Genomic DNA, 26,051 nt, shown 5'->3' with positions numbered 1-26,051 from the left:
TATACACAATGATATGATGCAACGGTTAAAAAATAGAAAATCGCCGAGAGCCAAATGGTGGGATTATTCCACCCCGGCAGCCTATTTCGTGACCATCTGCACCAAAAACAGATTGCATCTGTTCGGAGAAATAAGAAACGGCAAAATGCAATATTCCCCCTCAGGAATTATTGCCAATATCATGTGGTACGAAATCAAAAATCATTTTCCCTGTGTCGAATTGGACGAATTTGTGGTAATGCCCAATCACGTGCACGGAATTATTATCATCAAACCACCCGTTGTAGGGACAGGGTCCGTTGTAGGGACAGGGCACGTTGTAGGGACAGGGCACGTTGTTGTAGGGACAGGGCATGCCCTGTCCCTACAACAACAAACACAACCGACCCTATCCACCATTGTGGGTTCGTACAAATCGGCGGTGACCAAACATTGCAACCGTATGGGATTTCCGTCAGGATGGCAAACCCGGTTTTACGATGTCATCATAAAATCGGAGGCAGATTTCTATCGCATTCAAAATTATATTATACAAAATCCCGAAAATTGGGAAAATGATGATTTATTTAAAGAAAATTCATAACCTGAAATAAAAATGAACAACTACGACAACCTACAGAAGGTTTTAAAAGAAATATTCGAGATGGATAAGGCGGATTTGGATTTTGGTATTTACCGCATTATGAACCAAAAACGCCGCCAAGTAATGGATTTTATAGAACGTAAATTACCTGAAGACATTAAAAACATTTTGGCACAAACCCAAACGAAAGATTCCATTACCCTCCAAAAAGAATTGGAACAGGTAGGCAAATCCTTGGACGATGCAGGGGTGGTTAGAGAATCTTCGCCTAAATATCTTGCACTGAGACAACAATTAGCAAACGCCGTCGATACCAATGCCCTGGAGCAAGAGGTGTTTTCGCATTTGGCCAATTTTTTCAAACGCTATTACAAAGACGGCGATTTTATCTCTTTGCGCCGATATAAAAAAGATGTCTATGCCATTCCTTACGAAGGTGAGGAGGTCAAACTGCATTGGGCCAATCACGACCAATATTATATCAAAACATCCGAATATTTAAAGAATTATACCTTCAAACTCAAAGATGGTAAGTCTGTTCATTTTCAGTTAAAAGAAGCCTCTACCGAGCAAAACAACAACAAAACCCAGGGCGATAAGGAACGCCGTTTTGCCATTTATGCCGAGCAACCGGTGGAGGTGGTGAATGGTGAATTGTACATCAACTTTACCTACGAACCACAGCCAAAATCAGTGAAGCAGGACGATTTGGCAAAAGAGGCTTTTGACGTATTAGTGAAAGCTGTTCCCGCTGAGTTTGCATTGGCTTTTGACAAAGCACCTACGGAGAAAGACAAAAACCGTACGGTATTGCAAAAACATATCAACGATTTTATTTCCCGCAACACCTTCGATTATTTTATCCATAAAGACCTGGGCGGATTCTTGCGCCGCGAGCTGGATTTTTATATCAAAAACGAAGTCTTATATATTGACGACATCAACGACAGACAACCCGAATTCTTTACGGCGCAGCTGTCTAAAATTAAAGCCATCAAAACCGTAGCCGATAAGATTATTACCTTTCTGGCACAGATAGAAGATTTCCAAAAGAAGCTATGGCTCAAAAAGAAGTTTGTCATTAGCACCAATTATTGCATTACACTCGACCGAATTCCGGAAAAATACTATCCGGAGATTGCAGCCAACCAAGCTCAATTGCAGGAATGGAAAGAGCTGTTTGACGTAACCATTACCACAGCCGAACAATTGGCATTTGAACCTTATTTGGTTTTGGATACCAAATTCTTCTCCGAAGAGTTTAAAGACCGCCTCATAGGCGAGTTCGACAATCTGGACGAAGAATGCAACGGCTTACTCATTAACTCCGAAAACTTCCAGGCACTCAACTTGATGCAGGAGAAGTATCAGGATACTATAAAAGCAATTTATATAGACCCTCCATATAATACAGATTCAAGTGAAATAGTCTATAAAAATTCATTTAAACATTCTTCTTGGTTGTCCTTAATGCATAATAGACTTATCAAGTCAAAAATGCTTCAACAAGAAAATGGATTTTTGTTTATTGCAATAGATGATTTGGAGCTATTCAAACTAAATGAATTAGTTGAATTGTTATACGAACGGGAAAATTTTTATAGCAAATATTAGCGTAGTTCACAAACCAGAAGGTAGAAATCAAGAGAAGTTTTTTGGCACATCAAATGAGTATATGCTTGCATATTCAAAAAATAAAAGTATTTCTGACTTTTATAATGTAATATTAGATGAAAGCATAAAGGATAAATTTGATTTGTTCGATAGAACTGGTAGTTATAAAAGGAAAAATTTTATTAGGCTGACAGATGGTAAATATGCTTTGCGTGAAAGCAAACCTGACTTTTTCTATCCAATTTATGTTTCTAATGATTTAAAAGTTGTGTCAATAGAAAAATTTGAAAATTCAATAGCAATTTTACCAATAACTGATCAAGGAGTTGAAAGAACTTGGAAGACAAAACCTGATACTTTTATGCAATATTGGAAAGCAGGGAATATTGAAATTGTTAAAGAAGGTAATAAGTATGTAGTTTATGAAAAATTAAGAGAAAGTCAGGTTATAAAAACTCACTGGACTAAAAAAGAGTATCATTCTTATCATTATGGAACTAAACCATTGGAAGAAATTTTAGGGGAAAAATTATTTGACTTTCCTAAGTCAATAGAGACCGTAAAAGACACTCTTAAATTATGTACTAAATATGATGAAAAAATCCTCGACTACTTCGCCGGCTCCGGCACAACCGGTCACGCGGTCATCAAACTCAATCGAGAAGATAGCGGCAACCGTAAATACATCTTGGTAGAAATGGGTACGTACTTCAATACTGTTACCAAACCGCGTATCCAAAAAGTAATCTATTCTGATAACTGGAAAAACGGCAAGCCACAAGATAAAGCAGGTATTTCACAAATGTTCAAATATCAGGTCTTGGAGTCGTACGAAGATACACTCAATAACCTGCAAGTGCCTGCAGAGAGTAATGCGGCATTGCTCCAATTTGACGAGCACGCACAGGAGGAGTATCTACTGCGCTATATGCTGGATGTAGAAACACGCGACCACCTGTTCAACATCCAAATGTTCCGCAATCCTTTCAACTATCAGCTCAAGGTCGCCGAAAACAATGAGCTGGTACCTACAAAAGTAGATTTGGTAGAGACCTTTAATTATCTCATCGGCCTGTATGTAGAACGGATACAGCGTGTAGGCGATATCAAATTTGTAGAAGGCAAAACCCGTGAAGGACTTAAAACCCTCGTTATCTGGCGCAATCTCGAAACCACTACCCACGAAGAGGTGTTAAGGATATACCGCAAACTGTATGACAGTGTTTACTCCCGAGAATTCGACCAGATTTACATCAACGGCGACCACCATTTCCAAAACTTCCGTACCGGTGAAGATAAGTTCAAGGTCAAACTCATCGAAGAAACCTTTTTCAAGAAGATGTTTAATGTGGAGGAATTGTAGAAGCAGTTTGTTTTGATGTAAAAAATAAACTTATAAGTTGATTTTATGAAAATTGTTCCTATCTTTGCAGACAAATTATTTGCCTTCCATTACGATGGAGAGGTGGATAATGAGTATGACAGATTGTTGGAACTATGGACGGATACGGAATATGTGAGGGCATTTTTACAGGAAAACAAGGAAGACATTCCTCCCAATTACAGTATTAGACAGTATGTAGCATTTATCCGGGAAGATGCCATCGAGATAGATGAACAATTAATAGCAATCGCAGAATCAGGGGATGACCAATTGGAACAATTTTTTCAGCCATTACGCAACAGTGAATACCAAATCAGGGTTTTGTCCTCGCAGAAAGGTAGGAAAAACTGTTTGCGCCTATACGCGATACGCATAGATGAAAATGTATTTGTTATCACCGGCGGAGCTATAAAATTACCGCGTCAACATTGTATGGAGGACAGAGAACACACCAGAGTTGAACTCAGAAAACTTGAAAAAGCGAAAGATTTCCTGAAGTTAAACGGAATATTTGATGAAGATTCCTTTTTTGAGTTTTTAAAATATTAATCTATGACAAAGAAAGAAAAATTTTTGGCTTTGGTTTCCCAAGAAGAAACCAAGACGTTAGAAAGAGCAAAAGCTCGTTTAGCCAAAAAGAGCTACACTAAAATTTCCGGTCAAATTGCCTTTGAAATATTGGAGCGTTTAGACGAACTACAATGGAAGCAAAAAGATTTGGCAGAAAAAATGGGAGTAAGCCCCCAGCAGGTCAATAAATGGGTGAAGGGCAATGAAAACTTTACCTTGGAAACATTAGGAAAGCTGAGTGAGGTATTAGGAATAGAATTGATCCAAGTACCAACTATGAAAGATACTAAATTGACGGCAGAATCTAAGTGTATATTGAACACTTCACGGTACGAGTCCGATTATGTTGTTTTTTATAAAGAGTACAGTTGTGAAGCTACTGCAGTATAATTAAATTAGCGATGAGCAACAAACAATTACCCATACCTTTCAAGCTAGTGCAAATTGAAGAAAAGCAGTTTGCAACATTTGAAAATGTATTGGAAAAAGAAAGCCCTATACAGCAAGAGGTAGGATTTGGATTTGGGGTAAATATAGAAAATCACGTCATTGGTGTTACGATGGATTATACCATAACGAAAGAAAATGCCCCAATGGTGAAGCAAACGGTTTCTTGTTATTTTAAAGTAGAATCCTCGGAATTTGAAAAACAATTAAAAAAAGAGGATGCTATTGTATTGCCTTGCGGATTTGGAAAACATCTAGCAATGATTACGGTAGGTACCACCAGAGGAGTATTGTTTGCCAATACCAAAAACACGCCATTTAATCAGTTGATCTTAGGATTGATTAATGTGGACAAAATGTTTGAAGAGGATATCGTCATCAAATTCTAATTTTTCTTTCTCTACGCTATGGCTAATTTTCACGACAAGCTCGTTTTAAATAAATATATGCTGTCACTCTTCGGGATTGACAGCATTGGTAAAAAATAATCGGCAAAAACGGTGTAGAAATTTTTACGGAATTAAAATTGTCTTCCAACGAAGGTTATACCGAAGAGGGCAATACCAAATATCTGCAAACCTTGCTCGGTCATCTCTACCAGTCGGAACATCTCACGCCCACGATGTTGCAGACTTACGATGAGAATATTGTGCGCTATACCAATCAAATTTCCGATAAGAGAGGAGAGACGATCGTTTGGAAGTATTTCCAATACCTATCGTTACTGTTCACAGAAGTGTATCTGGATAAATACTTCAGCAATAAAGTGAAATTGTTGGCAGACCTAAATGAGTTTGTCAAAGAATTCAATCTGAAACAAGCCGAAAAGAACGTTGGTAAGAAAAAAGCCAAAGACATTTTCATTGCCGAACCGTTCACACTGGAATGTCTTAGTAAATTAGCATTTTGGAATGCCACCGGTTCCGGAAAAACCTTGTTGATGCACGTCAATATCAAGCAGTATTTGCATTATGCATCCTTATATAATCAGCATCATCAAAACAAGGTATTGTTAATTACCCCGAATGAAGGACTAAGCAAACAGCATTTAGAGGAATTTAAGTTGTCGGATATACGTGCCAATATTTTTTCCAAAAATGACTCCGGTATGTATTCCGGTAAGCAGGTGGAAATATTGGAGATTACTAAGCTTGCTGAAAATAGTGGAGACAAAACTGTAGCTGTAGAGAGTTTCGAGACCGATAACTTAGTTTTGATAGACGAAGGTCACGGGGGCATGTCGGGGGATACCTGGAAGAAGTTTCGTGATAAGCTAAGCGAAACAGGTTTTGCATTTGAATATTCCGCAACCTTTGGGCAAGCCATCAATGCCGCGTCAGGTATTAAGAAGGCTGAATTTACGCAAGAATATACCAAGAGTATCCTGTTCGATTACAGCTACAAATACTTTTATGAAGACGGCTATGGTAAGGATTATCGTATTCTTAATCTGAAAGATGACGACAAAAGTTATCGCAACCTTTATTTAACGGCCAATCTCATTTCCTTTTATCAGCAATTATTGATTTACAAGGAGCAGAAATTTGTTTTAAGAGATTTTTTATTGCATAAACCCCTTTGGATTTTTGTAGGAGGAAAAGTAAATGCCGTACGAAAAGAAGGCGGAAAAGAGGTTTCGGATGTATTGGAGATTATTTATTTCCTGACTGATTTCCTGAAAAATCCAACCATTTCTATTCAGAAAATCGATTCGGTGGTGCAGAACAAAGCTGGATTGGTGGACAAAAACGGCAATTCCATTTTTGAAGCATCATTTTCTTATCTGCATAAGCAAGGATTGGATGCTGAAACTATATTCCAGCAAATCAACGAACTGGTATTCAACAATACGACCATAGGTGCTAATCTCTATTTGGATAATTTAAAGGGCGCAGAGGGCGAATTGGGGCTTCGTGTCGGCAATAATGATTATTTCGGTGTCATCAATGTAGGGGACGAAACCACCTTGTATAAATTGGCCGTAGAAAATGATGTTTTAGGAACCGAGCGGGATTTTTCGGAATCTTTGTTCAAGAAAATAAATGATGATGATTCAACCATCAATTTATTGATTGGTTCTAAAAAATTCACTGAAGGTTGGTCTTCCTGGCGTGTTTCCTCAATGGGCCTAATGAATGTGGGAAAAAGTGAAGGTTCACAAATCATTCAATTGTTCGGGCGTGGTGTACGTTTGAAGGGGTATTATTATTCATTGAAACGTTCTACAGAGTTAGATGATTACCAGAAACCTTCTAATATAAGGGAGTTAAGACCCTATTTGAGACATTTGGAAACACTCCAAATATTTGGTGTAAAAGCCGATTATATGGAGAAGTTTAAAGAATTCTTGGAAGAAGAAGGCTTGCCCAAGAATGACTCATCGTGGATTTCCATCAAAGTCCCGACTATTCAAAAAGAAATCGTTCAACAAAATAAATTAAAGCTCATTGCAGTAAATGATTCGGAGAATTTCAAACAAAAGGTAATTCTGCCGCTTACTTACAATCCAGATTTGTTTCACAATCGTTTGGTAGAGGTCGATTGGTATCCCAAGATTGATGTATTGGAAAAAACAAAATCCGGTACAGCCATTGAAAAACATAAAGGATATTTAAACGATGCCCATCGCGCCTTATTGGATTGGAATGCAATCTATTTAGACATTCAAAATTTTAAGGCAGACAAAGGATATTATAATCTCTGCATTGAATTAGATGCCTTAAAAACAATTTTACAAGAAATTTCCTGGTACAACCTCTTGATACCGCAGCATATTTTAGAATTCAATGAATATTCCAACGTTCGCATTTGGCAGGAGATAGCCATTGCATTGTTGAAAAAATACATTGAACAGTTTTATCTATTCTATAAAAATCAGTTCAGCTCAGATCATATAGAAGTTGTCAAGCTCAATGGTTCTGATGACAATTTCGTTTTGGAATACGATTTCAGATTAAATACGCAGGAAGAAATTGAACAATATCAAGCTCAGATAGAAAAGTTAAAAACAGAAGTTGTTGATCCTGAATTTAAAAAGATAACTATTGGAAATGAAGTTTCTGCATTCGACAATCTATTGCATTTGTACAAGCCATTGGTCTATGTAGGAAAGGGTTATCAGGAAAAACTACAAGTTAGTCCAATACCTTTGGATACCTCCGAGCGACAATTTTTGGATGATTTGATTACGTATGTAGGATCAAAACCGGCATTATTAGAAGGTAAAGAAGTGCACGTATTGAGAAATCAAAGTAAAAAAGGATTAGGGTTCTTCACCGATGGCAATAACTTTTATCCCGATTTTATATTATGGGTAATTGAGGGCGAAAAACAGAAAATCAAGTTTATTGACCCAAAAGGAATCCGCAATTCCAAAGGAATAAACGACCCAAAAATTCAGTTTTTCAAGGTATTGAAAGAAAAAATTCAACCTCAAGTTGCCGGTTCGGGAATAGAGTTGGATTCGTATATAATATCCAACACCAAACTAATGGAAATCCATTGGGCTAAAGGAATAAGCAAAGATGAGTTTCATAAAAACCACGTGTACTTTCAATATGAGGATGCGGATAGTTATATTGGGGAGATACTAAAATAAGATTCAGTATCTTACAAACCTCTCCTCCACACCAAGAAACTTCCCCCTTCATTCCTTTATAAGCAAAATGAACGTATTCCGGCCCGCTCTGCGGGCATATATTTTTTTTACTTTGATTTTACCTTTCATTATCCCTGATAAGTAAGCATTCAGAGACTAAAGCGGCAGTATTTTCATCAAAGTATGGAAATAAGATAGCAGAAAGACCAAAAAAGCAAAACATGCCTTAGTAAATACATAAGCTGATCTACCCCAACCCCAAAGGACAAATTTCCTCCAACAAAAGACTGTATACAATGGAGGTACGACAAAAATCGATTACACGAATTTGTCGTAACACCAACCCTATACACAACATTTTAGAAATAAGGGCAAGAGTAAATGCGATGAAAATAGTAAGGATTACTCAAACCTACAGCTGTCCAGGCAGTACATCCACACATACTGATACCGCCTTATTCGCTAAGCTCTGCCAACCTTTCGTATTTTTTACCTCGGTTGGCGTACACAAAACGCATAAGTCCAATCTCTGAAGCACTCCTCATCAGCTCCACATTAAGCCATACCACTACCTCCCGAAACGGGCGGTCCGACATCGGAAAGCGGGAAAGGTCTTTAGCCTCCAAAGCTTCCGCTGTCATACCAGAAAGATGGGACAACCAAATATCTTTTAACTTCTCCATCCTCCACCGTATATACTCTACCGAAGGTACCCACTCTATACTTTCGTGATTCCACGTGCCGTCACCAAAAGAATGGTTGATGACCAGAGACCACCAACAGTCCAGCCTCCAAGTAATCCATGCTATATTCGGAACCTCCATTTCCCCACCATCCGTCGGCAGGAAAGAGCCTTCATGCCTGAAATCATCAAATCCCCTCACACCTCCCCCATGGTCGTTAGGCCGCCACAAGCATTCCTCCAAAGTCAAACCCTGAAGGTGACGGTTCAGCTGCTGCCACGCATTATCAAACTGAAGAAGCAAGCCCAAAGCCAAGTCATTGGTAGTCTCTGTGTTATTAGGTTTTATCATTTTTCAATAGGTAATTAATATATAGAACGGGACATAAAGGCAAATTGTGACTGTAAATTTCAAAAATTTTATTTAAAAATTAATTATTTGTTTTAAACATAAAGGTATATAAAACAAATTATCACGCCATGTCAAAAATCTCTGAATAAAAGGGAAAGCTTAGGAAGTTATTGCTAAAGTTAAAAAGGAATATCACATTATAAATGCGAAAAGGAGGTTCCCCTCCTTTCAATATCGGCGTAAGGTGATCATCGATGAGTTACCTTCATAACTTTCATCTCCCGGGCTCCATTCCGATGTTGCGGGATAATAGCCCTCAAAGAAATCCACATAGTCATCACCGTTGGCCTGCAATATGTGACTTACCACTTTACCAAGCTCTATGGCGGCATCCTTGATGAGGGATATTGTCGAAGCTGTCACTCCTGTTGCTGTAGCGATAAGATGGAACAGCTGGCTGAGTTGAGAGTTCTGCATCATATTCGCAATGTCGCCCACCACCTTCCCGAAGGTACGCATATTCTGGTCGCATTCCCAGAGCTGGATGCGTAGAGCAATGCCGCCCTTGACCTTGCGCTTAGGAAAAAGGTTGATACCTTCTCCTATAAATTCGCGCAAACGCCCCACTTTCATGGGGATGATGACATCTTTGGCCTCTATCCCTTCCCCCGGATAGTAGTTTATCTTCTCGCCGCTGAGATCCCAAGCCCACGCCACAAAATATACTTCCTGCGTGGCGTCAAAGAGATTGGCCAAAAAGCCTTCAAACCCCTCACGCAGCGTGATGTTTTTCAAGGTAATGCCTCTCTCATCGGGCGACAGACTAAGTTCAAAAGAATCGGGTTCTATAGTCAGAGAGGCTGCCTCCAACTCGTTAAACCTTCCTATACAACGAAGAGCTCCTCGTCTTAACAGCACATCCGGCTTGGCACAAACCGAAAAATCATTGATACTTCCTACTTTTATCAGGGCCATAACGTCTCATATTAAGTTATACCTACTCTTTATGGTTTTCGGTATCCCCAATTTCAACTTATTGCCTTTCTGTAAATTAAGGAATCAATCTTTAGGTAGATTTATAATATACTAAATTTCCGTATGGAAATCAAGGTCATGTTTATCGCAAAAAAACAAAAGGAGGTTAATACCTCCTTTTGTATGTATAAAAATAAGGGTTATTCTCCTCCAATCATCTTGGAAGCTATGCCTTTCCCATCGGTCTTTTCTGCCCGCCAGATACCCACAAAGTGCACGCCCACAAAGGCGGGAAACCGATTATGGGTAAAAAGGTAAACATTAATATAGAAAAGCTGGAAGATGCATTGAAGAACATTAAGGCCAGGTTTGAATGCGGACAAATCGCACACATGAAAGAAATCACCTCATCCAGCTTCTATGTAAACGGTATGTACAGGGCCTTGTCCATGGGTAATGACACCTTTATCTCCCGTTTCAACAACCCTGAAGAACTTACCCTCAACGATATCCTTAAGTTGGCAGATAAGCATCTTACCGTTAAGCTCTATGATACCGCATGTTACTTTTATCATTACAAACTTCTTTAGGATACTCCATACGAAGACCATTTCCTGAGGAAATAGCACGATAAATATAAAAAATGATTTTATGGAAATTAAAAGTATTATCTACATGCTTTTGAAGGACGGCGGAATCCTGGAATCCTACGGGTACCGCATCTTATCTCCACTATGCCATAAAGCTTTTTCTAAATTGAAGAGGAGTTTGATGGGTCTGCACCTTAAACAGCTTGCTGAACGACTGGGGATGCTCAAAGCCTAAGGAGTACGCGATCTCACTTACGGTGAGGTCTGTAGTGGAAAGCAGTTCTTTGGCTTTATCTATGATAAAATGCTGGATATGCTGCTGTGTACTCTGTCCGCTAACCATACGCAACATCTTTCCGAGGTAGCCGGGCGACACATGCAACTCCTCAGCGAGGTATTGCACAGTAGGTAAGCCTTTAAGAATCACGGAAGAGTCCTTAAAATAATCTTCCAAAATATGGTTAAGCTTATCTAACAGGTCGTGGTGTTTCTTCTCGCGTGTGATAAACTGTCTATTGTAAAACCGCTCGGAATAGCTCAGCAAAGTTTCAATATGCGACAGAATGATATACTTGCTATAAGCATCTATATTGGCGGAATATTCGTTTTTGATATTTGCAATGATGTCGTTTAAAATCTTTTCTTCCTTGTCCGATAGGAAGAGGGCTTCATGGACATCATACTCAAAAAAGTCGTAATGCTTAATGCTTTTGAGCAGGTGAGAATTCCACAAAAAGTCAGGATGGATGAGAAGCAACCACCCTGAACGTGCCGAAGCATCGTTCAGGGAATGGTTGACTTTCAGCATCTGGCCCGGAGCCATAAAGTACAAAACCCCTTCGTCAAAATCGTATTCCTGTTGGCCATAGTACAACTTGTTGACACCTCTTTTCAGGGAAATCACATAGATACCCAACAGAAGCCTATCGATATTGCCGTAATTGTCTCTGTGGAGATCGGGATAACTCACCACACTAATCAATGGATGGGATGGCTGAGACAATCCATGCAACCGATGGAATTCCTGAATAGTCTTTACAGGATATGGGTCTATTCTATTCATGGTTTACCTGTTAGGATTCTTTGGGTTCGTCAAATGCGTATTTCCCCGCTCCAGTAAAAAATAAAGCTATAAAAACCAAAAAATACAGAATGGCCAACTCTTTCTTGGCGAAGGAGTCGCTGCCATGCACAAGGAAGGCAGCGACAATCATGGTAACAATCATTGGCAACACGGCCCAGCGTGTTTTCAGTCCTAGAATAACAAGTATTGGTGCTATAATCTCGCTTATCAGTGCCAGTACCAACGAAACGGTTGGACTGACACCTAAAGGATCTGGAAAACTACTCGGATCAGATAGCAACGGCAACTTAGATACTCCATGATAAATCATCAAACTACAAAAACCTAAACGTAAAACAAGCAATCCAATATCAAATCTGTTATCCATGAAATAATTTAATTTATAAAAACATCGTAAAACTCAATATTTTATAGTGCCAGCCCTCCGGACACTTCTATCCTCTGCCCATTGATCCAATAAGCATCTGGCGAACAGAGGAAGGCCACTACCCCACCTATATCCGAAGGCAGTCCGGCACGTCCCAAGGCCGTAAGAGCAGCAATATGCTCATTTATCTCCTTATTGTCCCGCGTACGTCCTCCTCCAAAGTCAGTCTCTATAGCTCCCGGAGCGACAACGTTTGCTCTGATTTTTCTGTCGGCCAACTCCTTCGCCAGATATCGAGTAAAAGTCTCTACTGCCGTCTTGATTGACGCATATGCCGACGACCCCGGAAAGGTAAGTCTTGTAAGACCGGAAGAAATATTTACTATACCTCCTCCGGTATTCAACAGATGTAGCAATTTTTGTGTGAGGAAAAATACACCTTTAAAATGGATGTTATAAGCATCATCCAGCTGCTGTTCAGTAATCTGTTCTACCCTACCGTATAGCGCCGTGCCGGCATTGTTGATTAGATAGTCCAGCGCGGAATACCCTTCTTGCAGCAGATAGGCCGACAGATGCTCTTTAAAAACATCAAAAGTCTTTACATTGCTGGTATCCAGCTGAAATATGGTTCCTTTTACTCCTTTTTCTTGAACAAGACGCAACACCTCTTCTGCTGCTTCACGCTGCGTATGGTAAGTGATGATGACGTCTATTCCCTTATCTGCTAAGCGGAGAGCTATATCTCTTCCGATGCCACGACTACCACCTGTTATCAGGGCTACTTTGTTTATAGAACTCATAGTAATCAAAATTTAGATATTAACGGATAAGCAAAAATATTGGTGAAATAGAAGGCATTTTTAGTCCCATCACTCCTATTTGTAGTCGTATCGAATCAATATAGCTGCCGCCAGCATAGCTTTTCCTATATTTTTATGATGCACACCTGTATGGCAAAGCATCTATAATCTTATCTTCTCTTTCCAAACAATGATGGGCTCCTTCCCAATCATCTTTTTATATTTAAATCTGAACAATTATCCTTTTTCCTCCCCCATCTGCTGTCCATGCGTCTTCCACATCTTCCAAGTCGTACTCCAGAATATCTATTTTCAGCTTATCCTCTGCAGCAAGTACAAATGTTTCGGGAAGAATCTCGGAGAAAAACTGTTTCAGCTCAGCGTCGGTCCAGGTGCCTAAACCTGAGCCCAACAGCTGTATGTCTGTACCTCGTAAGATCGAGGAAGACAATACAATACTGTCTCCGGCAAGAGCTCCCACGGTAAGATAGCGCGTGCGGTGCGAATAACCTATATTGCCGGACAGTGCTGTTAGGATCTGTTCTGCAGTGACTCCCCACAGGTAATCTATCACCACATCTATAGGGGTCTGCGCATGTATTCTTTTCACTGCAGCGACAAATGCTGTGGCATCCCCATTCAGCGGAATTATTTCATCGGCGCCAAGACTATGCAGCTCATCAAACACTTCTGCATTACGTCCTGTGGCGACCACCTTCTTGGCTCCATAATGTTTGGCCATCTGTATGGCCAGCTTTCCGGTAACGCCTGTAGCACCATTGATTAGTACCACCTCGCCCTCCTTTAATTGGGCTCTGAGACGCAAGGCCAAGCCGGACCCCATGACCGCATTGGGAAGGGCGGCGGCAACAGCATTGCTGATACCTTCCGGCAGCTCCAACATATTATCCTTGCTGACAATAGCCTTCTCCGCCATCATACCCTTATTGCCTATGGCGTACACCCTTCTGCCATCCTCCAAGACTCCCACACCGTCCGTACCCACCACAAAAGGTCCGTCAATCTTCTTCATCGAGTAATGGTTGCCACTGGCTCTCAGCTTATCCAAATTTTTAATGGCTGAAGCCTTAACAGTAAGGATGACTTCATCGTCATTTTGTATTTTCGGCTCTGCAAAATCGGAGTCGTATTTAGGGAGTTGTCCCTTCTGATATACTACTGCCGCTCTCATATGTTCTTATTTTTTAATAAATCACTTCTTATCCTTTTCTAAATCTATCGATGGAGGCCTGCAGCTCCTCTTCGGTTTCTGGCAGCTGATACCGCTGTCCCTGTACGATGCGGGACTGTATCTCTTCTGCAAACGGTTTGTGTATGTCCTGATACCGTGCAAATGCCGTATGGTGGTCTCCATATTCAATTAGCGACTTGGCAAGTCTAGCAGCACCAATCATCGCAAGGCTCGTCCCCATACCTGTGAAGAAGCTAGGCGCATGCGCCGCATCTCCGACCAAGGCGACTCTTCCCTTGTGCCACTCCGGAACATGTATCTGACATACCTCATCAAAATAAAGGTTATCCGAAAGAAGCATAGCTTCCAATATCTCTTGGGTCTTCCAATCCGTAACCTCCCCAAAAACATCATGCAAGATCTGTTTATGCTGTGCTTTATCCCTAAAGTCCCAGTCCAATTTTGGAGAGCGGAACATCAAAACGCCGTTGGCTCCGTTCATAAACTGATAGAGCAGCACCTGCTTGCCTAGCGTGCGGTAAAATACCCCCGTATTTTTAGGGCGACCACTATCCACCTGATTCACTTCGGCAAAGGCAAAGTATGCTCCAAAAAACTTAGAAAATTGCTTCTCATCCCCAAAGATGAGCCTTCTCACCATGGAGTGAGTGCCATCAGCACCAAACACATAATCGAAATGCTGGGAGCTGCCATCCTCAAAAACTACAGCAACACCATCGCTCTCCTCCGACATGGAGGCAATGCTAGTGCCGAAAAGAATCTTCACACGCTCCCTAGGAATAGCTTCATAAAGAATATCCAACAGATCACCACGATGTATTTCTATATCTCCCAGATATTCCGGTTGGGCATTCAGCGCAAAACGAACCAAGGTCTCTCCATTAGCATCAACCATCTCGTCAGAATGTATAAACTCCTTGGCTTTAATCTTATCCAAAAGCCCCATCTCTTGAACGATATGTAAAGCTTCTCCCCGCACATCAATAGGCGAACCACCTCTTCGCAGACCGTTGGCATACTCTACTACCGTCACATCAAAACAAAACTTGTCTAGCCAAAAAGCTAAGGTCAAGCCCGCAAAGCCTGCCCCAGAAATTAAAACGCGCTTTTTCATCTTTTCTATGTTTTGAGTTAACAAGACTACTCCTTTTGGAGCTTTTTGAATTTCTACGAGTCAAAATTATTCATACATTTACGTTCAAAATAGTCGTACAACAACTAAAAATAGTCGAAAAATGATAAACGAAACCGAATGTGACAGAAAGCTGTTTAAAGATTTCGCTAAAGAAATAGGGTACGAAATGGACGATGCCTCCTTAGAGAATTTCCAAATCAAATTCCAGAAGGCATTCACTTTTTTGCCCGAACTGGCTGTCTTTGCCGGAGCGTATTCCGTAAAGAAAACGTTCCAAAGGCGCACCGTACCTCCTAAAAACATAAGGAACAACATCCGGATATTTTTCCATAACATCATCAGCTGTGAAGCCCTTACCCAAGGGCATAAAGACATACAAATACCCTACGTAAAAATTTTGCCCTGTACCATGTCCCATAACAGCACGTTCGTAGAAGGAACACATGCCAACGTAGTCCTCGTAATCATTGATATCGATTACCTTAAAAGTTTTCTTAAAAGCGATATAGAACACTTTCCTTTCCTTACCCGAAAGGATCAACATTTTCTGATAGAAGAAATCATGAGTGACGACATCCTGCGTACGGTCAACGAAATCATTTCAAACCGCCAAACGGAAGGATTGGAAGATTTTTTCTATAAGCTGAAGACGATGGAACTTCTCTATTATCTCTTTGAAAGTCTTACCCATCGTGATAAAAATGCCTCTAATCTGAAGCTCAGTGAAAAAGATATACTATCCATCTATAAAGTGCGTGACAGAATAGCTTCCAACCTGTCTCAACCTCAACCGATAAACGAATTGAAAAAGCTGGCAGGAATGAACGAACTGAAGATGCGCAATATTTTCAAGCAGATTTTCGGATTGGGGATATACGAATATTACCAGCATCTCCGAATGACGGAGGCTGCCCGTCTGTTGCGCGAAGAAAAACTTTCCGTATCAGAAACAGGTTATGCCCTAGGCTTTGAAAATCTCAGTCATTTCACCCGCGTATTCGAACAACATATAGGTCTCAAACCCAAAAAATACAGCAGTCAGTTTCGATAATAAAAGCTACTACTCATAAAACGATTTTATCTGAATTCGTAGCATTTACAATATCATTTCTAAATGCCGAGTACTGCCTTTTCCAAAGCAAGTCGCAATCTAGAAGTTCTATCCGGTACCTACCACTACAAAGGACAGAATCTTACACTCTCCCTGCATAAGACGAAAACAAAAAAGGACATTCTATCTATGAAACCATAGGTCATCGGCAGATTTTTTACTTGATAAATTTTGTGAACTGCAACTTTGGGACGTTTGATAAGCTCTGATTAAGGGTAGCTGCTCACCACAAAATTTAGTGATAGACAATAAATTTAGTGGTGCTAAGTAAATAAAGTATATTCGTCTAAACCTTATACCGGTTTCGTTGAAAAAATTCGGCAAGAATCCTCGTCCGGGAAAGTTCAGCAAAACCCACAAGCTTTGGGGTAAAATAGGAATGTGGGATATGGCTGGTGCTGCCTTTACTTACGGTTCTTTTTCTGCGGCTTTTCCTTGGTGAGGGGTGGCACAACCTTAAAATAAGACCGCTTTTCCGACAAAATATAGCTTGGTATTTACTTAGTCTTTTCGCTTTTCCCACAGTCACACTGCTCATGGTCCTTCTCGGCAAAGTATGCGGATGGACAGACACAAGCGGCTTCTCTACCTCTCTCTATCTAGGGGTGCTGGGCTCCTCCCTCCTTCCCAACTTCATCAAAAACATTTTCGAAGAATCGGTCTGGCGCGGCTATCTTGCGGATAAACTTATACAGCTAGAAATAAAAGACAGATGGATATACCTTATCGTGGGAGGCATTTGGGGATTCTGGCACTGGCCTTATTATATGTATTTCCTTCCCGAAAGTATGCTTGAACAAATTCTTCCCGTAAATAAGATAACCTTTGCTTTTGTTGCTGTAGCTTCCATGACTTGCTGGTCCGTGCTGTTTGTCGAACTTTTCAGGATTACAGCATCCCTATGGCCGGTCATCATACTTCATGCCGTCGAAGATTCCGTGGTCAACCATCTCATCCTTGACGGACATATCCATATTTCGGAAGGCAAAGAAATCCTCATCTCTCCGATTTGCGGTATCATCACGTCTTTACTTTATTTGGCTATAGGGCTATGGCTACGACGAAAACGCTTACAGCCCCAAGTCTAAGAGGAAACAGTATTCTTTTCGGGCGTAGAGAAGATTTTGTATTTTTGATGTCAAATCGACCTTCTTCATGCTGGATACTATACTCAAACGCATCGTTTCTTCTCCTGTTCTTATCTACGCCATAAGATGCTTTATAGGTTTCTTGATAGGCTATCAGTTGTACGTCTATTTTCCTGAATTAGAACTCTTCTGGACCTTACTTTCCATTATTCTGGTGATATCTCCGGAGGAAAAAGACACGAGAAGGTTGTCATTAGAGCGTTTCAAGTCCAACTTTATCGGCTCTGCTGTAGCACTAGGATTGTTGCTCTTCGTTGAGCCCACCATCTACACCATTATGTTTGGTATCCTGCTTACCATCGTCGTATGTCGCCTCTTTAAAGTGCTGAACATGGCACGCGTAGCTTTGGTTGCCCTGCTCATCATCATGGTGGAGCCCCATGACACCTCTTGGGTAGAGGCCCCCTTCTTCCGCTTCGGCACCGTAGCCTTAGGCTGTATCATAGGCTTGCTCATCGTGGTCCTCACCTCCATGATCTTCAGACCCCTGAAAAAAAAATACGGAATACCGTATTAGTATTCCGTATCCCTAAATATTCCTAAAGGTTATTTTCAATAGCTTTCACCTCTTCCCTATACAGTTCTATAGGCTTGTCTAACAGCACGGCTACCACAGTCATGTTTTTATCCAGTCTCTCTGCGGGAAGGTCTATATAAACTATGCCGGGGCGGTCGCTCCAATACAGCTTGTTATGTACCTTATGACCTATCATGGAGCCTTCCCCCACAATACGCACTCGCGCTACACCATTTTTAATACCTTTCAGTGCCAGCGGTCCTGTAGGTTTTCCTTCCACAAAAAGATATAAGGTTTGCCTGTCGGCCGATAAGGCAGAGTAGCCGGCATAATGGTTTCCGTCAATACCTCGATGAGCATCGTGCAACACTTCGGCATGCTTCTTTACCCAGTTTTTTACCTCTTCTGAGGCAAAGATAAGATCGCTATCCATCACACTGGCGTCATCGTTCATCTTGCCTTTAAACAAGTTAAAACCATTTGACGTATATTCAGCAATAGTTCGTATGGATTCCTCTACATTTTTTGATTTAGCTATTTTTTCCAATGCACCGGTGCTACTCAATGGAGGGAAGGGAACAAAATTAGGCTTCTCATCAAATTCTAAAGCAATGACGGTTACCGCCGGATCGAAGTCAATGCTATTCAAAGAAATATCTACATAAGATTCAGCATAATCAAAGCTTAATTTTTTATCGCTTCCCACTACGCGGACAGATTTAGGTTTGTTTAAAGATACCCCGGATAGTACAAGCTTCTTTTTAACATTTTCGAGATAGAGATACAAGGTTTTGCCATCCTTGGAAAACGCATTTTTCTCCAAGACATAGTCTGCACTCACCCCTGCCCTTGTTCCGTATACGGCTTCAGCATGTTTTTTGGTCCATCGTCCTAACTCCTTGAGGATAGCCACCTGCTCCTCTGGGATTGTTCCGTCTTCTCGGGGTCCTATGTCAAGCAGGAGGTTTCCTCCCATCGCTATACAGTCTACCAGCGTGCGGACTATCATGTTGGGTGTCTTATAGTTCTTATCCAGATGTTGGAAGCCCCACGAGTCATTCATCGTGTAGCATAGCTCCCAGTAGCGGCTCTGCGGACGCACGACGGGAATGCCCTGCTCTGGCGTCTCATAATCGCCATGGCTGTTCAACCGTGAATTGATGATGATGTTAGGATTATAGCGCCGGAGGAGTGTCAAAGTTTCTTCGGCCTTCCATTCTTTCGCACTATGCTCCCAGTCTCCGTCAAACCATAACAGGTCCGGCGTATATAGCCTAGAGAGTTCGTCCAGCTGTGTCTGGTAGAACTGCACAAAGCGGCTCCAACGCTGAGGTTCTTCGCGGATGTCATAACGTTTTTGCGTCCTTGTACGGACATCATAATAAGGATGACTCCAGTCGGGCAGAGAGAAGTACAATCCTGTCTTCAGCGAGGAAGTCTTCACCACCCTAATGAAAGGGGTCAGCACATCTTTGCGTACCTGTGCGTCCTTTGCCGTGGACAGCCCTTTCTCAGCCTGTGTGTCCCAGAGTGCCACGCCGTCATGATGCTTGGACGTGATAACCGTATAACGAGCTCCTGACTCTTCGATGAGCTTCACCCATTCCTGCGGGTCGTACTTTTGGGCTGTGAAGCCTTTCAGCTGTTGGAGATAGTTCTCTTGGCTGATATAATTGTTGAAAAAAGCCCAAGACTCGGAGATGCCGTCCACGGCATAGATTCCCCAATGGATGAAAACACCTAGCTTGGCATCTTCAAACCACTGCATCTTCTGTTCGGAAGGGAGAGGATTGACCTGGGCCATACCAAGAAAAGTATAGCACAAGCTTATTCCCGCAAGAAGTATTCTTTTCATAAAACTAAAAGGTTTATTCTCTAAAATAATCATTTAATCCTTTGCTACCGAAATATTGGCTTCCAAAATTGTATTTTTGTAGACGATGATAGAACTATACACAGACGGCGCTTCCAGTGGAAATCCCGGACCCGGAGGATACGGCACGATATTACGTACCATCTATACGGGAAGCAACCCTGAGTTTCATGGGAAACTTATAGAAAAAGAGTTTTCGGGAGGATACCGCAAGACGACCAACAACCGCATGGAGCTGATGGCCGTAATCGTAGGATTGGAAGCCCTCAAAAATCCCAAGCAGAAAGTAACCATTTATTCGGACTCAAAATACTTTATCGAAGCCATAGAAAAGGGGTGGATATACAATTGGATGAAGAAGGGCTTCGCAGGGAAGAAGAACAAAGACCTGTGGCTGCGCCTGATGAAAGCCTATGAGCAGCATGATGTTTCCCTAGTATGGGTTAAGGGGCACGCCGGACATCCATTGAATGAGCGTTGCGACAGGCTCGCGGTAGCCGCCTCCAAAGATGCCTCCAAATGGCAGGTAGATACGGTCTTTGAAGCGGAAGAAAGTCAAGGTTTGTTATAATATTTACGATGGTAAAGCAATCTTTTCCTCCCGTACTCCCTACCTTACCTCGGATATTGATATTGGGTTCTTTGCCGGGCGACCTGTCTTTGGCGCAACAGCAGTATTATGCGCATCCTCAAAATAGATTTTGGAAGGTGCTCTTTCGTCTTTTCGAAAAAGATTTTTCTCCCGACTATGGCGCAAGGATGCGTCTTCTCCATACACACGGCATAGCCTTATGGGATGTATGTGCGTCGGCCATACGTCCCGGCAGCATGGACACGGCAATCACGGACGTCATCCCTAACGCCATAGACCGCCTGCTGACGGAAAATCCTTCCATCCAGTCGGTATTCTTCAATGGACAGAAGGCACAAAAGCTTTTCGATAAACACTTCCATAAAGAAGAGCATCTCCACTACATCACCCTGCCCAGCACCAGCCCGGCCAACGCTCAGTTCTCCCACGACAGGCTTATCCAGCACTGGCAAATCATCAAAGGATAACATTCCTTACCCTTTGTAAAAAACTTTTAGCTATAATCGTATCCTTTGATTATTTTTGTGGCAAGATGTCAGACTTAAAATACAACCAAAGAGGTGTATCCGCTGGTAAGGAGGATGTACACAACGCCATAAAGAATATTGACAAAGGTTTATATCCTAAAGCTTTCTGCAAAATCATTCCCGACATATTAGGAGGTGATGAAGAGTGGTGCAACATCATGCATGCCGATGGGGCCGGTACCAAATCTTCATTGGCCTATGTGTATTGGAAAGAAACCGGTGACAAATCCGTATGGAAAGGTATTGCACAGGACGCCATCATCATGAATGTGGACGACCTGCTCTGTGTAGGTGCTACCGACAATATCCTTCTGTCGTCGACTATAGGTCGTAACAAAAACAATATTCCGGGAGAGGTCATCGCCGAAATCATCAACGGTACGGAAGAAATTCTTGCCGAATTGCGAGAGCTTGGCATAGGCATCTATTCCACAGGAGGTGAAACCGCCGACGTGGGAGACCTAGTGCGCACCATCATCGTGGACAGCACCGTAACATGCCGCATGCGCCGCGCCGACGTCATCTCCAACCACAACATCAAACCAGGAAACGTCATCGTGGGATTGGCATCCTACGGCAAGGCTACTTACGAAAAAGAATATAATGGTGGCATGGGTTCCAACGGACTCACCTCGGCACGCCATGATGTATTCAGCAAATATATCGCAGAGAAATATCCGGAAAGCTATGACCCTGCAGTGCCTTATGACTTGGTATTTGCGGGAGGAAAAGCTTTGACCGACATCATAAAAACAGAAACAGGAGAGGAAATCACTGCCGGAAAGCTGGTGTTGTCGCCGACAAGAACCTATGCTCCTGTCATCAAAAAGATTCTCGACAAATATCGTGCACAGATCGACGGCATGGTACACTGTTCGGGAGGTGCTCAGACCAAAGTACTTCATTTCGTGGACAACGTTCATATTATCAAAGACAACCTCTTCCCTATCCCGCCACTATTTGAGTTGATTCAAAAAGAATCGAATACAGACTGGCAGGAAATGTATAAGGTGTTCAACATGGGACACCGCATGGAACTTTACGTTCCGGAAGAGATTGCTGCAGACATCATCGCCATATCGGAATCCTTCAACATTCCGGCACAGATTATTGGCCGTGTGGAAGCCAGCGACAGAAAACAAGTGACCATAACATCTCCTTATGGCACATTTCACTACGAGTAGTAGTATAGCAGATAAAACATCATTCTGATGTCATTAGCGTTAAATCCATAAAAAAAGAGCAAGCCCAACGCTTGCTCTTTTCTATTACAACGGGAGTAAAAAATTAAATTTTCTATTTCATCAAAAATCCACCACCTATCAAATCATTACCTTCATAAAAAACGGCAGACTGTCCGGGAGCAATACCTTTCACCGCATGTGGGAAATCCACCTGCATGATATCTCCCTGCTGCGTGATGATAGACTGTGCTCCTGGGTCTTTATAGCGTATTTTGGTTACCGCTTCCATAGGCTCTTCCAGCGAAGCATATTTCACCAGATTGATGTTACGAACAAATGCCTGCGTTTTCTCCAGTTCATGCTCTTCGCCCAACACCACAGAGTTACTTTCCGGTAAAATTTCTATCACATACATAGGTTTTCCAAGCGCTATGCCTAAGCCCTTACGTTGTCCTATAGTATAATAAGGATACCCTTGATGCTTACCTACCACAGTACCATCCGACAAAATAAAATTACCTGGGCCGATTTCATCGTCCAGTGTAGGTCTGCGGTGTCTTAAGAATTCGCGATAGTCGTTGTTCGGCACGAAGCAAATTTCATAGCTTTCGGACTTGTTGGCCAGCTCTTGCTGTCCCATATCCATGGCCATCTGTTTAATTTCCGACTTACGGAAAGATCCCAACGGAAACTTCGTACGTGCCAAATTTTCTTGAGATACGCCCCACAACACATAGGACTGATCCTTGTGTTCGTCTAACCCTTTGGAGATTACATACCGACCGTTGTCATGCAAACGAATATTGGCGTAGTGACCTGTAGCGATAAACTCGCAGTCCAGTTTGTCGGCACGCTTGATCAAAGCCTCCCACTTGATATGCGTATTACACAGCACACAAGGATTCGGCGTACGACCGGCAATATATTCGTCCACAAAATTGTCGATGACATAATCACCGAACTCATTACGTATATCCAAGATATAATGAGGGAAGCCGTAGTTCACTGCCAATGCGCGGGCATCGTTGATACTGTCCAAGCTACAGCAGCCTGTCTCCTTCGAGGTGCCACCGGAACTGGCATAGTCCCATGTTTTCATGGTGATGCCAATGACCTCATACCCTTCTTCATGCAACATGACGGCCGCCACGGAACTGTCCACCCCACCACTCATTGCGACCAAAATTCTACCCTTTTTACTCATATCAAAATATTAATGTGCAAAGATACCCTTATTTTACAGATAAACGTGTTTATTTGATGTAATTTTATCTCAATCAAAATCAAGGAATTGGAAATTTAGGCAAAAATAATTCGTATTATTGTTTTAGAATTAAAAAAAAGACGCTACATTTGCATCGCAACAGGAGATAATCCTACAGCAAAAAAAGGTGCCATAGCTCAGTTGGTAGAGCAAAGGACTGAAAATCCTTGTGTCGCTGGTTCGATTCCAGCTGGCACCACCACCAAAACATAAACTGACAGTAACAGTTTTCAAAAAGTACTGACGGTGCCATAGCTCAGTTGGTAGAGCAAAGGACTGAAAATCCTTGTGTCGCTGGTTCGATTCCAGCTGGCACCACCACCAAAACATAAACTGACAGTAACAGTTTTCAAAAAAGTACTGACGGTGCCATAGCTCAGTTGGTAGAGCAAAGGACTGAAAATCCTTGTGTCGCTGGTTCGATTCCAGCTGGCACCACCGCAAAGCCTCTCCATTCCAGAGAGGCTTTTTTATTTTATTTCACCCCCCACAATATATCACGTAAAAATATAACATTCCTCATATTTTGGTTGTTTAACCAACTATACTTTTGTGCTCGCAAGTTATCTATGAAAAATGGAAAAACAATTGAAAATGATTATTTCCCTATTGATTAAAAAAACAAAATCCAAACATTTAAGTTGGAAAAAGCTTACCGAATCCTCTTATTATATCGATTTCAACGATTGTAGAGTTAATATTTTTTGTCAACCTGTCTCCTATAAAGAAAAGAGAAGGATTAGATTATTGATTTACAATTCACGACAGGAAGTTATTTCTACTCTTGAGGAAGAAAAGTTCAAAGACTTAAAAGAATTATATGAGCTTGCCCACAACAATTATTATAGCTTCGACGAGACGTTAGAAATGATTATCAGACAATTGACTTAAACATTATCCTAAAAATCCTAGAAGATAGTAAAGGATGATAAAGACTATTATTGTTCCGAAGCAGCCAAGTCCCATTTTCTTTGCGCCCCACCCTGCTATAAGCGTTCTAAAAAGTTTGTTCATGATGTTTATGATATGTTCTTGAAGGAAGAACAATCGGCAGTCTGGAAAGTTTGGCACCTAACAAAAAAGCGAGGAAATGATTTCCCCGCTTTTTGTTTTCAGAAGAAAAAGTGTTCTGAAAGTATATGGTTGTTTTAAAAATCGTCCTCTCCTTTTGCCAATAATTCTTTATGGTTACTAACTAAGGTTCTTGTCTTTGTTTTATGCTTGTTAATCTGCCTTCTCAACGATTCTACAGCTAAGTCGGTAGCCTCCTCAAAACTCTTAGCCTGAGCTTTAGCAAATAACTGCGAACCAGGAATATTAAATTTCAGCTCTACAATTTTGTTTGCTTCATCTTCTACATTTTCAAGGCGCAAATAGCAAACCCCTTCGATGATGTTGTCCAAAAATTGCTCGAGCTTACTTGTTTTTTTCTTGATAAATTCGATCAATTTTCTGTCGGCATCGAATTTGATTGATTGCACAGTTACATTCATGTTATCCTCCTTTTTTTTAAGCTTTTGGATGTGCTTGTTTATAAATGTTTTTTAATCGCTCCACGGAATTATGTGTGTAAATCTGGGTTGCCGACAAGCCGGCATGCCCTAACAGCTCTTTAATCGCATTGAGATCGGCTCCATTGTCTAGTAAAGTTGTCGCAAAACTGTGTCTTAGTATATGAGGACTCTTTTTCTGTTGAGAAGTTATTATACTGAGATACTTGTTTACCACACGATATACTAGCTTAGGATAAGCTTTCTTACCCTCTTTAGTAACGATTAAATGTTCCGAAATATTGTCAAAGTGCTTTTCGTTTTTTTTCTTCAAATAACGCTTGAGTTCTTCAATTAAGGTCGAATGTATAGGAACAAATCTTAACTTGTTCCTCTTACCTAATATAAGAATTTTTTTGTTTAAAAAATCAATATCTCTTTCTTTTATTTCCAACAATTCGGCAAGACGAATGCCTGTGCCGAAGAGCAGCTCCATGATGATGAAGTCGCGGCTATTTTCGAAAGAGTCTTCCATAGTTTCCATCTCCTCCAGTAGCGTCACCATCTTTTCCTTTTCTACTACTACGGGAAGCTTCTTGCCCACCTTGAGTGCCTTGATCAGATGCACGGGACTGGAAGACACCATGCCCTCACGCTGCAAAAATTTGTAATAGGACTTAATAACGGAAATAGCTCGGTTTACAGAAGTAGCACTCTTGCCCTGCTCCTTCATCGTCGCAAAATAATATCGACAGAATTTGTAGTCCACTTCCTCGAATGGCATACCTTCTGCTTCCAGAAAATCCAAGTATGCCTGCACTTCCATCTCATACGCCTTGATAGTATGGGGAGAATATCGCTTTTCGTATTTTAGATAATTAATAAAGCTACTTTTATACATAACTCCCAAACTTTTTCTTAATATAACTATTAATACGGAAATAAACC

General features: G+C 41.4%; 27 protein-coding genes and 3 tRNA genes. 19 read left to right on the top strand and 11 right to left on the bottom strand.

Going from position 1 to position 26,051, the window contains the following annotated elements:
• Positions 1-13 precede the first annotated feature (13 nt).
• From ABD873_RS02645 to ABD873_RS02615, 7 genes are all read left to right on the top strand, one after another.
• Positions 14-583 carry a transposase gene (locus ABD873_RS02645; protein ID WP_345064268.1) on the top strand — a complete coding sequence of 190 codons (570 nt, stop codon included), beginning with the start codon at positions 14-16 and terminating at the stop codon, positions 581-583.
• Positions 584-595: 12 nt separating this feature from the next.
• Positions 596-2,197 (top strand): DNA methyltransferase, encoded by a 1,602-nt coding sequence (locus ABD873_RS02640; protein ID WP_345064265.1) that lies wholly within the window; start codon positions 596-598, stop codon positions 2,195-2,197.
• Positions 2,154-3,560 carry a DNA methyltransferase gene (locus tag ABD873_RS02635; protein WP_345064262.1) on the top strand — a complete coding sequence of 469 codons (1,407 nt, stop codon included), beginning with the start codon at positions 2,154-2,156 and terminating at the stop codon, positions 3,558-3,560. The genes ABD873_RS02640 and ABD873_RS02635 overlap by 44 nt, the downstream gene beginning before the upstream one ends.
• 45 nt (positions 3,561-3,605) lie before the next feature.
• Positions 3,606-4,130, top strand: coding sequence for a hypothetical protein (locus ABD873_RS02630; RefSeq protein ID WP_345064259.1), 525 nt, complete (start codon positions 3,606-3,608; stop codon positions 4,128-4,130).
• 3 nt (positions 4,131-4,133) lie between these two features.
• Entirely contained in the window at positions 4,134-4,541 is a 408-nt protein-coding gene (locus ABD873_RS02625; RefSeq protein ID WP_345064256.1) for a helix-turn-helix transcriptional regulator, read from the top strand.
• Between the two features lie 11 nt (positions 4,542-4,552).
• The gene (locus ABD873_RS02620; protein ID WP_345064253.1) at positions 4,553-4,987 is read left to right on the top strand and encodes a hypothetical protein; all 435 of its coding nucleotides are present in this window, start codon (positions 4,553-4,555) and stop codon (positions 4,985-4,987) included.
• Between the two features lie 137 nt (positions 4,988-5,124).
• Positions 5,125-8,196 (top strand): DEAD/DEAH box helicase family protein, encoded by a 3,072-nt coding sequence (locus ABD873_RS02615; RefSeq protein WP_345064250.1) that lies wholly within the window; start codon positions 5,125-5,127, stop codon positions 8,194-8,196.
• A gap of 455 nt (positions 8,197-8,651) precedes the next feature.
• Here the strand turns inward: ABD873_RS02615 and ABD873_RS02610 are convergent, their stop codons facing one another.
• Together ABD873_RS02610 and ABD873_RS02605 are read right to left on the bottom strand one after the other, a co-directional pair.
• A complete protein-coding gene (locus ABD873_RS02610) occupies positions 8,652-9,230 on the bottom strand; it encodes a DinB family protein (RefSeq protein WP_345064247.1) in 579 nt (192 codons plus the stop codon).
• Positions 9,231-9,458: 228 nt separating this feature from the next.
• Positions 9,459-10,205 (bottom strand): hypothetical protein, encoded by a 747-nt coding sequence (locus ABD873_RS02605; RefSeq protein WP_345064244.1) that lies wholly within the window; start codon positions 10,203-10,205, stop codon positions 9,459-9,461.
• Between the two features lie 302 nt (positions 10,206-10,507).
• On the opposite strand from ABD873_RS02605, the gene ABD873_RS02600 reads away from it, so the two are divergent.
• Positions 10,508-10,795, top strand: a complete 288-nt coding sequence (locus tag ABD873_RS02600) for a hypothetical protein (protein ID WP_345064241.1) — start codon at positions 10,508-10,510, stop codon at positions 10,793-10,795.
• A 142-nt stretch (positions 10,796-10,937) separates the two neighbouring features.
• On the opposite strand, the gene ABD873_RS02595 is transcribed toward ABD873_RS02600, so the two are convergent.
• The 5 genes from ABD873_RS02595 to ABD873_RS02575 form a co-directional block, all read right to left on the bottom strand.
• Positions 10,938-11,858 carry a helix-turn-helix domain-containing protein gene (locus ABD873_RS02595; protein ID WP_345064238.1) on the bottom strand — a complete coding sequence of 307 codons (921 nt, stop codon included), beginning with the start codon at positions 11,856-11,858 and terminating at the stop codon, positions 10,938-10,940.
• Positions 11,859-11,868: 10 nt separating this feature from the next.
• Complete coding sequence (locus tag ABD873_RS02590) at positions 11,869-12,246, bottom strand: DoxX family protein (protein ID WP_345064235.1); 378 nt, start codon at positions 12,244-12,246, stop codon at positions 11,869-11,871.
• A gap of 41 nt (positions 12,247-12,287) precedes the next feature.
• Positions 12,288-13,049: an SDR family NAD(P)-dependent oxidoreductase gene (locus tag ABD873_RS02585; RefSeq protein ID WP_345064232.1), complete on the bottom strand. Its 762-nt coding sequence runs from the start codon at positions 13,047-13,049 to the stop codon at positions 12,288-12,290.
• A gap of 223 nt (positions 13,050-13,272) precedes the next feature.
• Positions 13,273-14,241: a quinone oxidoreductase family protein gene (locus tag ABD873_RS02580; protein ID WP_345064229.1), complete on the bottom strand. Its 969-nt coding sequence runs from the start codon at positions 14,239-14,241 to the stop codon at positions 13,273-13,275.
• A gap of 28 nt (positions 14,242-14,269) precedes the next feature.
• Positions 14,270-15,376 (bottom strand): FAD-dependent monooxygenase, encoded by a 1,107-nt coding sequence (locus ABD873_RS02575; RefSeq protein ID WP_345064226.1) that lies wholly within the window; start codon positions 15,374-15,376, stop codon positions 14,270-14,272.
• Positions 15,377-15,497: 121 nt separating this feature from the next.
• Here ABD873_RS02575 and ABD873_RS02570 point away from each other — a divergent pair, with 121 nt between their 5' ends.
• The 4 genes from ABD873_RS02570 to ABD873_RS02555 all read left to right on the top strand — a co-directional run bounded on the left by ABD873_RS02570 (position 15,498) and on the right by ABD873_RS02555 (position 18,173).
• Positions 15,498-16,448 carry a helix-turn-helix transcriptional regulator gene (locus ABD873_RS02570; protein WP_345064223.1) on the top strand — a complete coding sequence of 317 codons (951 nt, stop codon included), beginning with the start codon at positions 15,498-15,500 and terminating at the stop codon, positions 16,446-16,448.
• A gap of 367 nt (positions 16,449-16,815) precedes the next feature.
• Entirely contained in the window at positions 16,816-16,950 is a 135-nt protein-coding gene (locus ABD873_RS02565) for a hypothetical protein (RefSeq protein WP_345064220.1), read from the top strand.
• A 94-nt stretch (positions 16,951-17,044) separates the two neighbouring features.
• Positions 17,045-17,596, top strand: a complete 552-nt coding sequence (locus ABD873_RS02560; RefSeq protein ID WP_345064217.1) for a CPBP family intramembrane glutamic endopeptidase — start codon at positions 17,045-17,047, stop codon at positions 17,594-17,596.
• Between the two features lie 67 nt (positions 17,597-17,663).
• On the top strand, positions 17,664-18,173 hold the full coding sequence (locus ABD873_RS02555; protein WP_039053922.1) for an FUSC family protein: 510 nt from the start codon (positions 17,664-17,666) through the stop codon (positions 18,171-18,173).
• Positions 18,174-18,195: 22 nt separating this feature from the next.
• Here ABD873_RS02555 and ABD873_RS02550 read toward each other — a convergent pair whose 3' ends face one another.
• Positions 18,196-20,028 (bottom strand): alpha-L-fucosidase, encoded by a 1,833-nt coding sequence (locus tag ABD873_RS02550; RefSeq protein WP_345064214.1) that lies wholly within the window; start codon positions 20,026-20,028, stop codon positions 18,196-18,198.
• Between the two features lie 85 nt (positions 20,029-20,113).
• Between ABD873_RS02550 and rnhA the strand changes: the two genes are divergently transcribed.
• From rnhA to ABD873_RS02535, 3 genes are all read left to right on the top strand, one after another.
• Positions 20,114-20,617, top strand: a complete 504-nt coding sequence (gene rnhA, locus ABD873_RS02545) for a ribonuclease HI (protein ID WP_345064211.1) — start codon at positions 20,114-20,116, stop codon at positions 20,615-20,617.
• An 8-nt stretch (positions 20,618-20,625) separates the two neighbouring features.
• A complete protein-coding gene (locus tag ABD873_RS02540) occupies positions 20,626-21,105 on the top strand; it encodes a DNA-deoxyinosine glycosylase (RefSeq protein WP_345064208.1) in 480 nt (159 codons plus the stop codon).
• Between the two features lie 65 nt (positions 21,106-21,170).
• Entirely contained in the window at positions 21,171-22,349 is a 1,179-nt protein-coding gene (locus ABD873_RS02535; RefSeq protein WP_039053920.1) for an AIR synthase related protein, read from the top strand.
• 112 nt (positions 22,350-22,461) lie between these two features.
• Here ABD873_RS02535 and mnmA read toward each other — a convergent pair whose 3' ends face one another.
• A complete protein-coding gene (mnmA, locus tag ABD873_RS02530) occupies positions 22,462-23,553 on the bottom strand; it encodes a tRNA 2-thiouridine(34) synthase MnmA (RefSeq protein ID WP_039053919.1) in 1,092 nt (363 codons plus the stop codon).
• A gap of 186 nt (positions 23,554-23,739) precedes the next feature.
• Between mnmA and ABD873_RS02525 the strand changes: the two genes are divergently transcribed.
• The 4 genes from ABD873_RS02525 (at position 23,740) to ABD873_RS02510 (ending at position 24,504) form a co-directional block, all read left to right on the top strand.
• Positions 23,740-23,815 (top strand) — tRNA-Phe (locus tag ABD873_RS02525).
• Positions 23,816-23,858: 43 nt separating this feature from the next.
• A tRNA-Phe gene (locus tag ABD873_RS02520) sits at positions 23,859-23,934 on the top strand.
• 44 nt (positions 23,935-23,978) lie between these two features.
• Positions 23,979-24,051 (top strand) — tRNA-Phe (locus tag ABD873_RS02515).
• Positions 24,052-24,189: 138 nt separating this feature from the next.
• Positions 24,190-24,504, top strand: coding sequence for a hypothetical protein (locus tag ABD873_RS02510; protein ID WP_345064204.1), 315 nt, complete (start codon positions 24,190-24,192; stop codon positions 24,502-24,504).
• A gap of 257 nt (positions 24,505-24,761) precedes the next feature.
• Here the strand turns inward: ABD873_RS02510 and hpf are convergent, their stop codons facing one another.
• Positions 24,762-25,106: a ribosome hibernation-promoting factor, HPF/YfiA family gene (gene hpf, locus ABD873_RS02505; RefSeq protein ID WP_345064201.1), complete on the bottom strand. Its 345-nt coding sequence runs from the start codon at positions 25,104-25,106 to the stop codon at positions 24,762-24,764.
• Positions 25,107-25,122: 16 nt separating this feature from the next.
• Positions 25,123-26,004 (bottom strand): tyrosine-type recombinase/integrase, encoded by an 882-nt coding sequence (locus tag ABD873_RS02500; RefSeq protein ID WP_345064198.1) that lies wholly within the window; start codon positions 26,002-26,004, stop codon positions 25,123-25,125.
• Between the last annotated feature and the right edge of the window lie 47 nt (positions 26,005-26,051).

Origin of the sequence: Sphingobacterium thermophilum (assembly GCF_039541675.1) — a bacterium.
GTDB classification, from domain to species: domain Bacteria; phylum Bacteroidota; class Bacteroidia; order Sphingobacteriales; family Sphingobacteriaceae; genus Sphingobacterium; species Sphingobacterium thermophilum.
Note: the sequence above shows the minus strand (reverse complement) of the source record. Positions and strands in the feature narration are given on the sequence as shown.

Bases quoted from the DNA above. Each gene is read 5' to 3' on its own strand.
- ABD873_RS02645 (WP_345064268.1), top strand. From the start codon at position 14: ATGATGCAACGGTTAAAAAATAGAAAATCGCCGAGAGCCAAATGGTGG.
- ABD873_RS02640 (WP_345064265.1), top strand. From the start codon at position 596: ATGAACAACTACGACAACCTACAGAAGGTTTTAAAAGAAATATTCGAG.
- ABD873_RS02630 (WP_345064259.1), top strand. From the start codon at position 3,606: ATGAAAATTGTTCCTATCTTTGCAGACAAATTATTTGCCTTCCATTAC.
- ABD873_RS02625 (WP_345064256.1), top strand. From the start codon at position 4,134: ATGACAAAGAAAGAAAAATTTTTGGCTTTGGTTTCCCAAGAAGAAACC.
- ABD873_RS02620 (WP_345064253.1), top strand. From the start codon at position 4,553: ATGAGCAACAAACAATTACCCATACCTTTCAAGCTAGTGCAAATTGAA.
- ABD873_RS02610 (WP_345064247.1), bottom strand. From the start codon at position 9,230: ATGATAAAACCTAATAACACAGAGACTACCAATGACTTGGCTTTGGGC.
- ABD873_RS02605 (WP_345064244.1), bottom strand. From the start codon at position 10,205: ATGGCCCTGATAAAAGTAGGAAGTATCAATGATTTTTCGGTTTGTGCC.
- ABD873_RS02600 (WP_345064241.1), top strand. From the start codon at position 10,508: ATGGGTAAAAAGGTAAACATTAATATAGAAAAGCTGGAAGATGCATTG.
- ABD873_RS02595 (WP_345064238.1), bottom strand. From the start codon at position 11,858: ATGAATAGAATAGACCCATATCCTGTAAAGACTATTCAGGAATTCCAT.
- ABD873_RS02590 (WP_345064235.1), bottom strand. From the start codon at position 12,246: ATGGATAACAGATTTGATATTGGATTGCTTGTTTTACGTTTAGGTTTT.
- ABD873_RS02585 (WP_345064232.1), bottom strand. From the start codon at position 13,049: ATGAGTTCTATAAACAAAGTAGCCCTGATAACAGGTGGTAGTCGTGGC.
- ABD873_RS02580 (WP_345064229.1), bottom strand. From the start codon at position 14,241: ATGAGAGCGGCAGTAGTATATCAGAAGGGACAACTCCCTAAATACGAC.
- ABD873_RS02575 (WP_345064226.1), bottom strand. From the start codon at position 15,376: ATGAAAAAGCGCGTTTTAATTTCTGGGGCAGGCTTTGCGGGCTTGACC.
- ABD873_RS02570 (WP_345064223.1), top strand. From the start codon at position 15,498: ATGATAAACGAAACCGAATGTGACAGAAAGCTGTTTAAAGATTTCGCT.
- ABD873_RS02560 (WP_345064217.1), top strand. From the start codon at position 17,045: ATGGTCCTTCTCGGCAAAGTATGCGGATGGACAGACACAAGCGGCTTC.
- ABD873_RS02555 (WP_039053922.1), top strand. From the start codon at position 17,664: ATGCTGGATACTATACTCAAACGCATCGTTTCTTCTCCTGTTCTTATC.
- ABD873_RS02550 (WP_345064214.1), bottom strand. From the start codon at position 20,028: ATGAAAAGAATACTTCTTGCGGGAATAAGCTTGTGCTATACTTTTCTT.
- rnhA (WP_345064211.1), top strand. From the start codon at position 20,114: ATGATAGAACTATACACAGACGGCGCTTCCAGTGGAAATCCCGGACCC.
- ABD873_RS02540 (WP_345064208.1), top strand. From the start codon at position 20,626: ATGGTAAAGCAATCTTTTCCTCCCGTACTCCCTACCTTACCTCGGATA.
- ABD873_RS02535 (WP_039053920.1), top strand. From the start codon at position 21,171: ATGTCAGACTTAAAATACAACCAAAGAGGTGTATCCGCTGGTAAGGAG.
- mnmA (WP_039053919.1), bottom strand. From the start codon at position 23,553: ATGAGTAAAAAGGGTAGAATTTTGGTCGCAATGAGTGGTGGGGTGGAC.
- ABD873_RS02510 (WP_345064204.1), top strand. From the start codon at position 24,190: ATGGAAAAACAATTGAAAATGATTATTTCCCTATTGATTAAAAAAACA.
- hpf (WP_345064201.1), bottom strand. From the start codon at position 25,106: ATGAATGTAACTGTGCAATCAATCAAATTCGATGCCGACAGAAAATTG.
- ABD873_RS02500 (WP_345064198.1), bottom strand. From the start codon at position 26,004: ATGTATAAAAGTAGCTTTATTAATTATCTAAAATACGAAAAGCGATAT.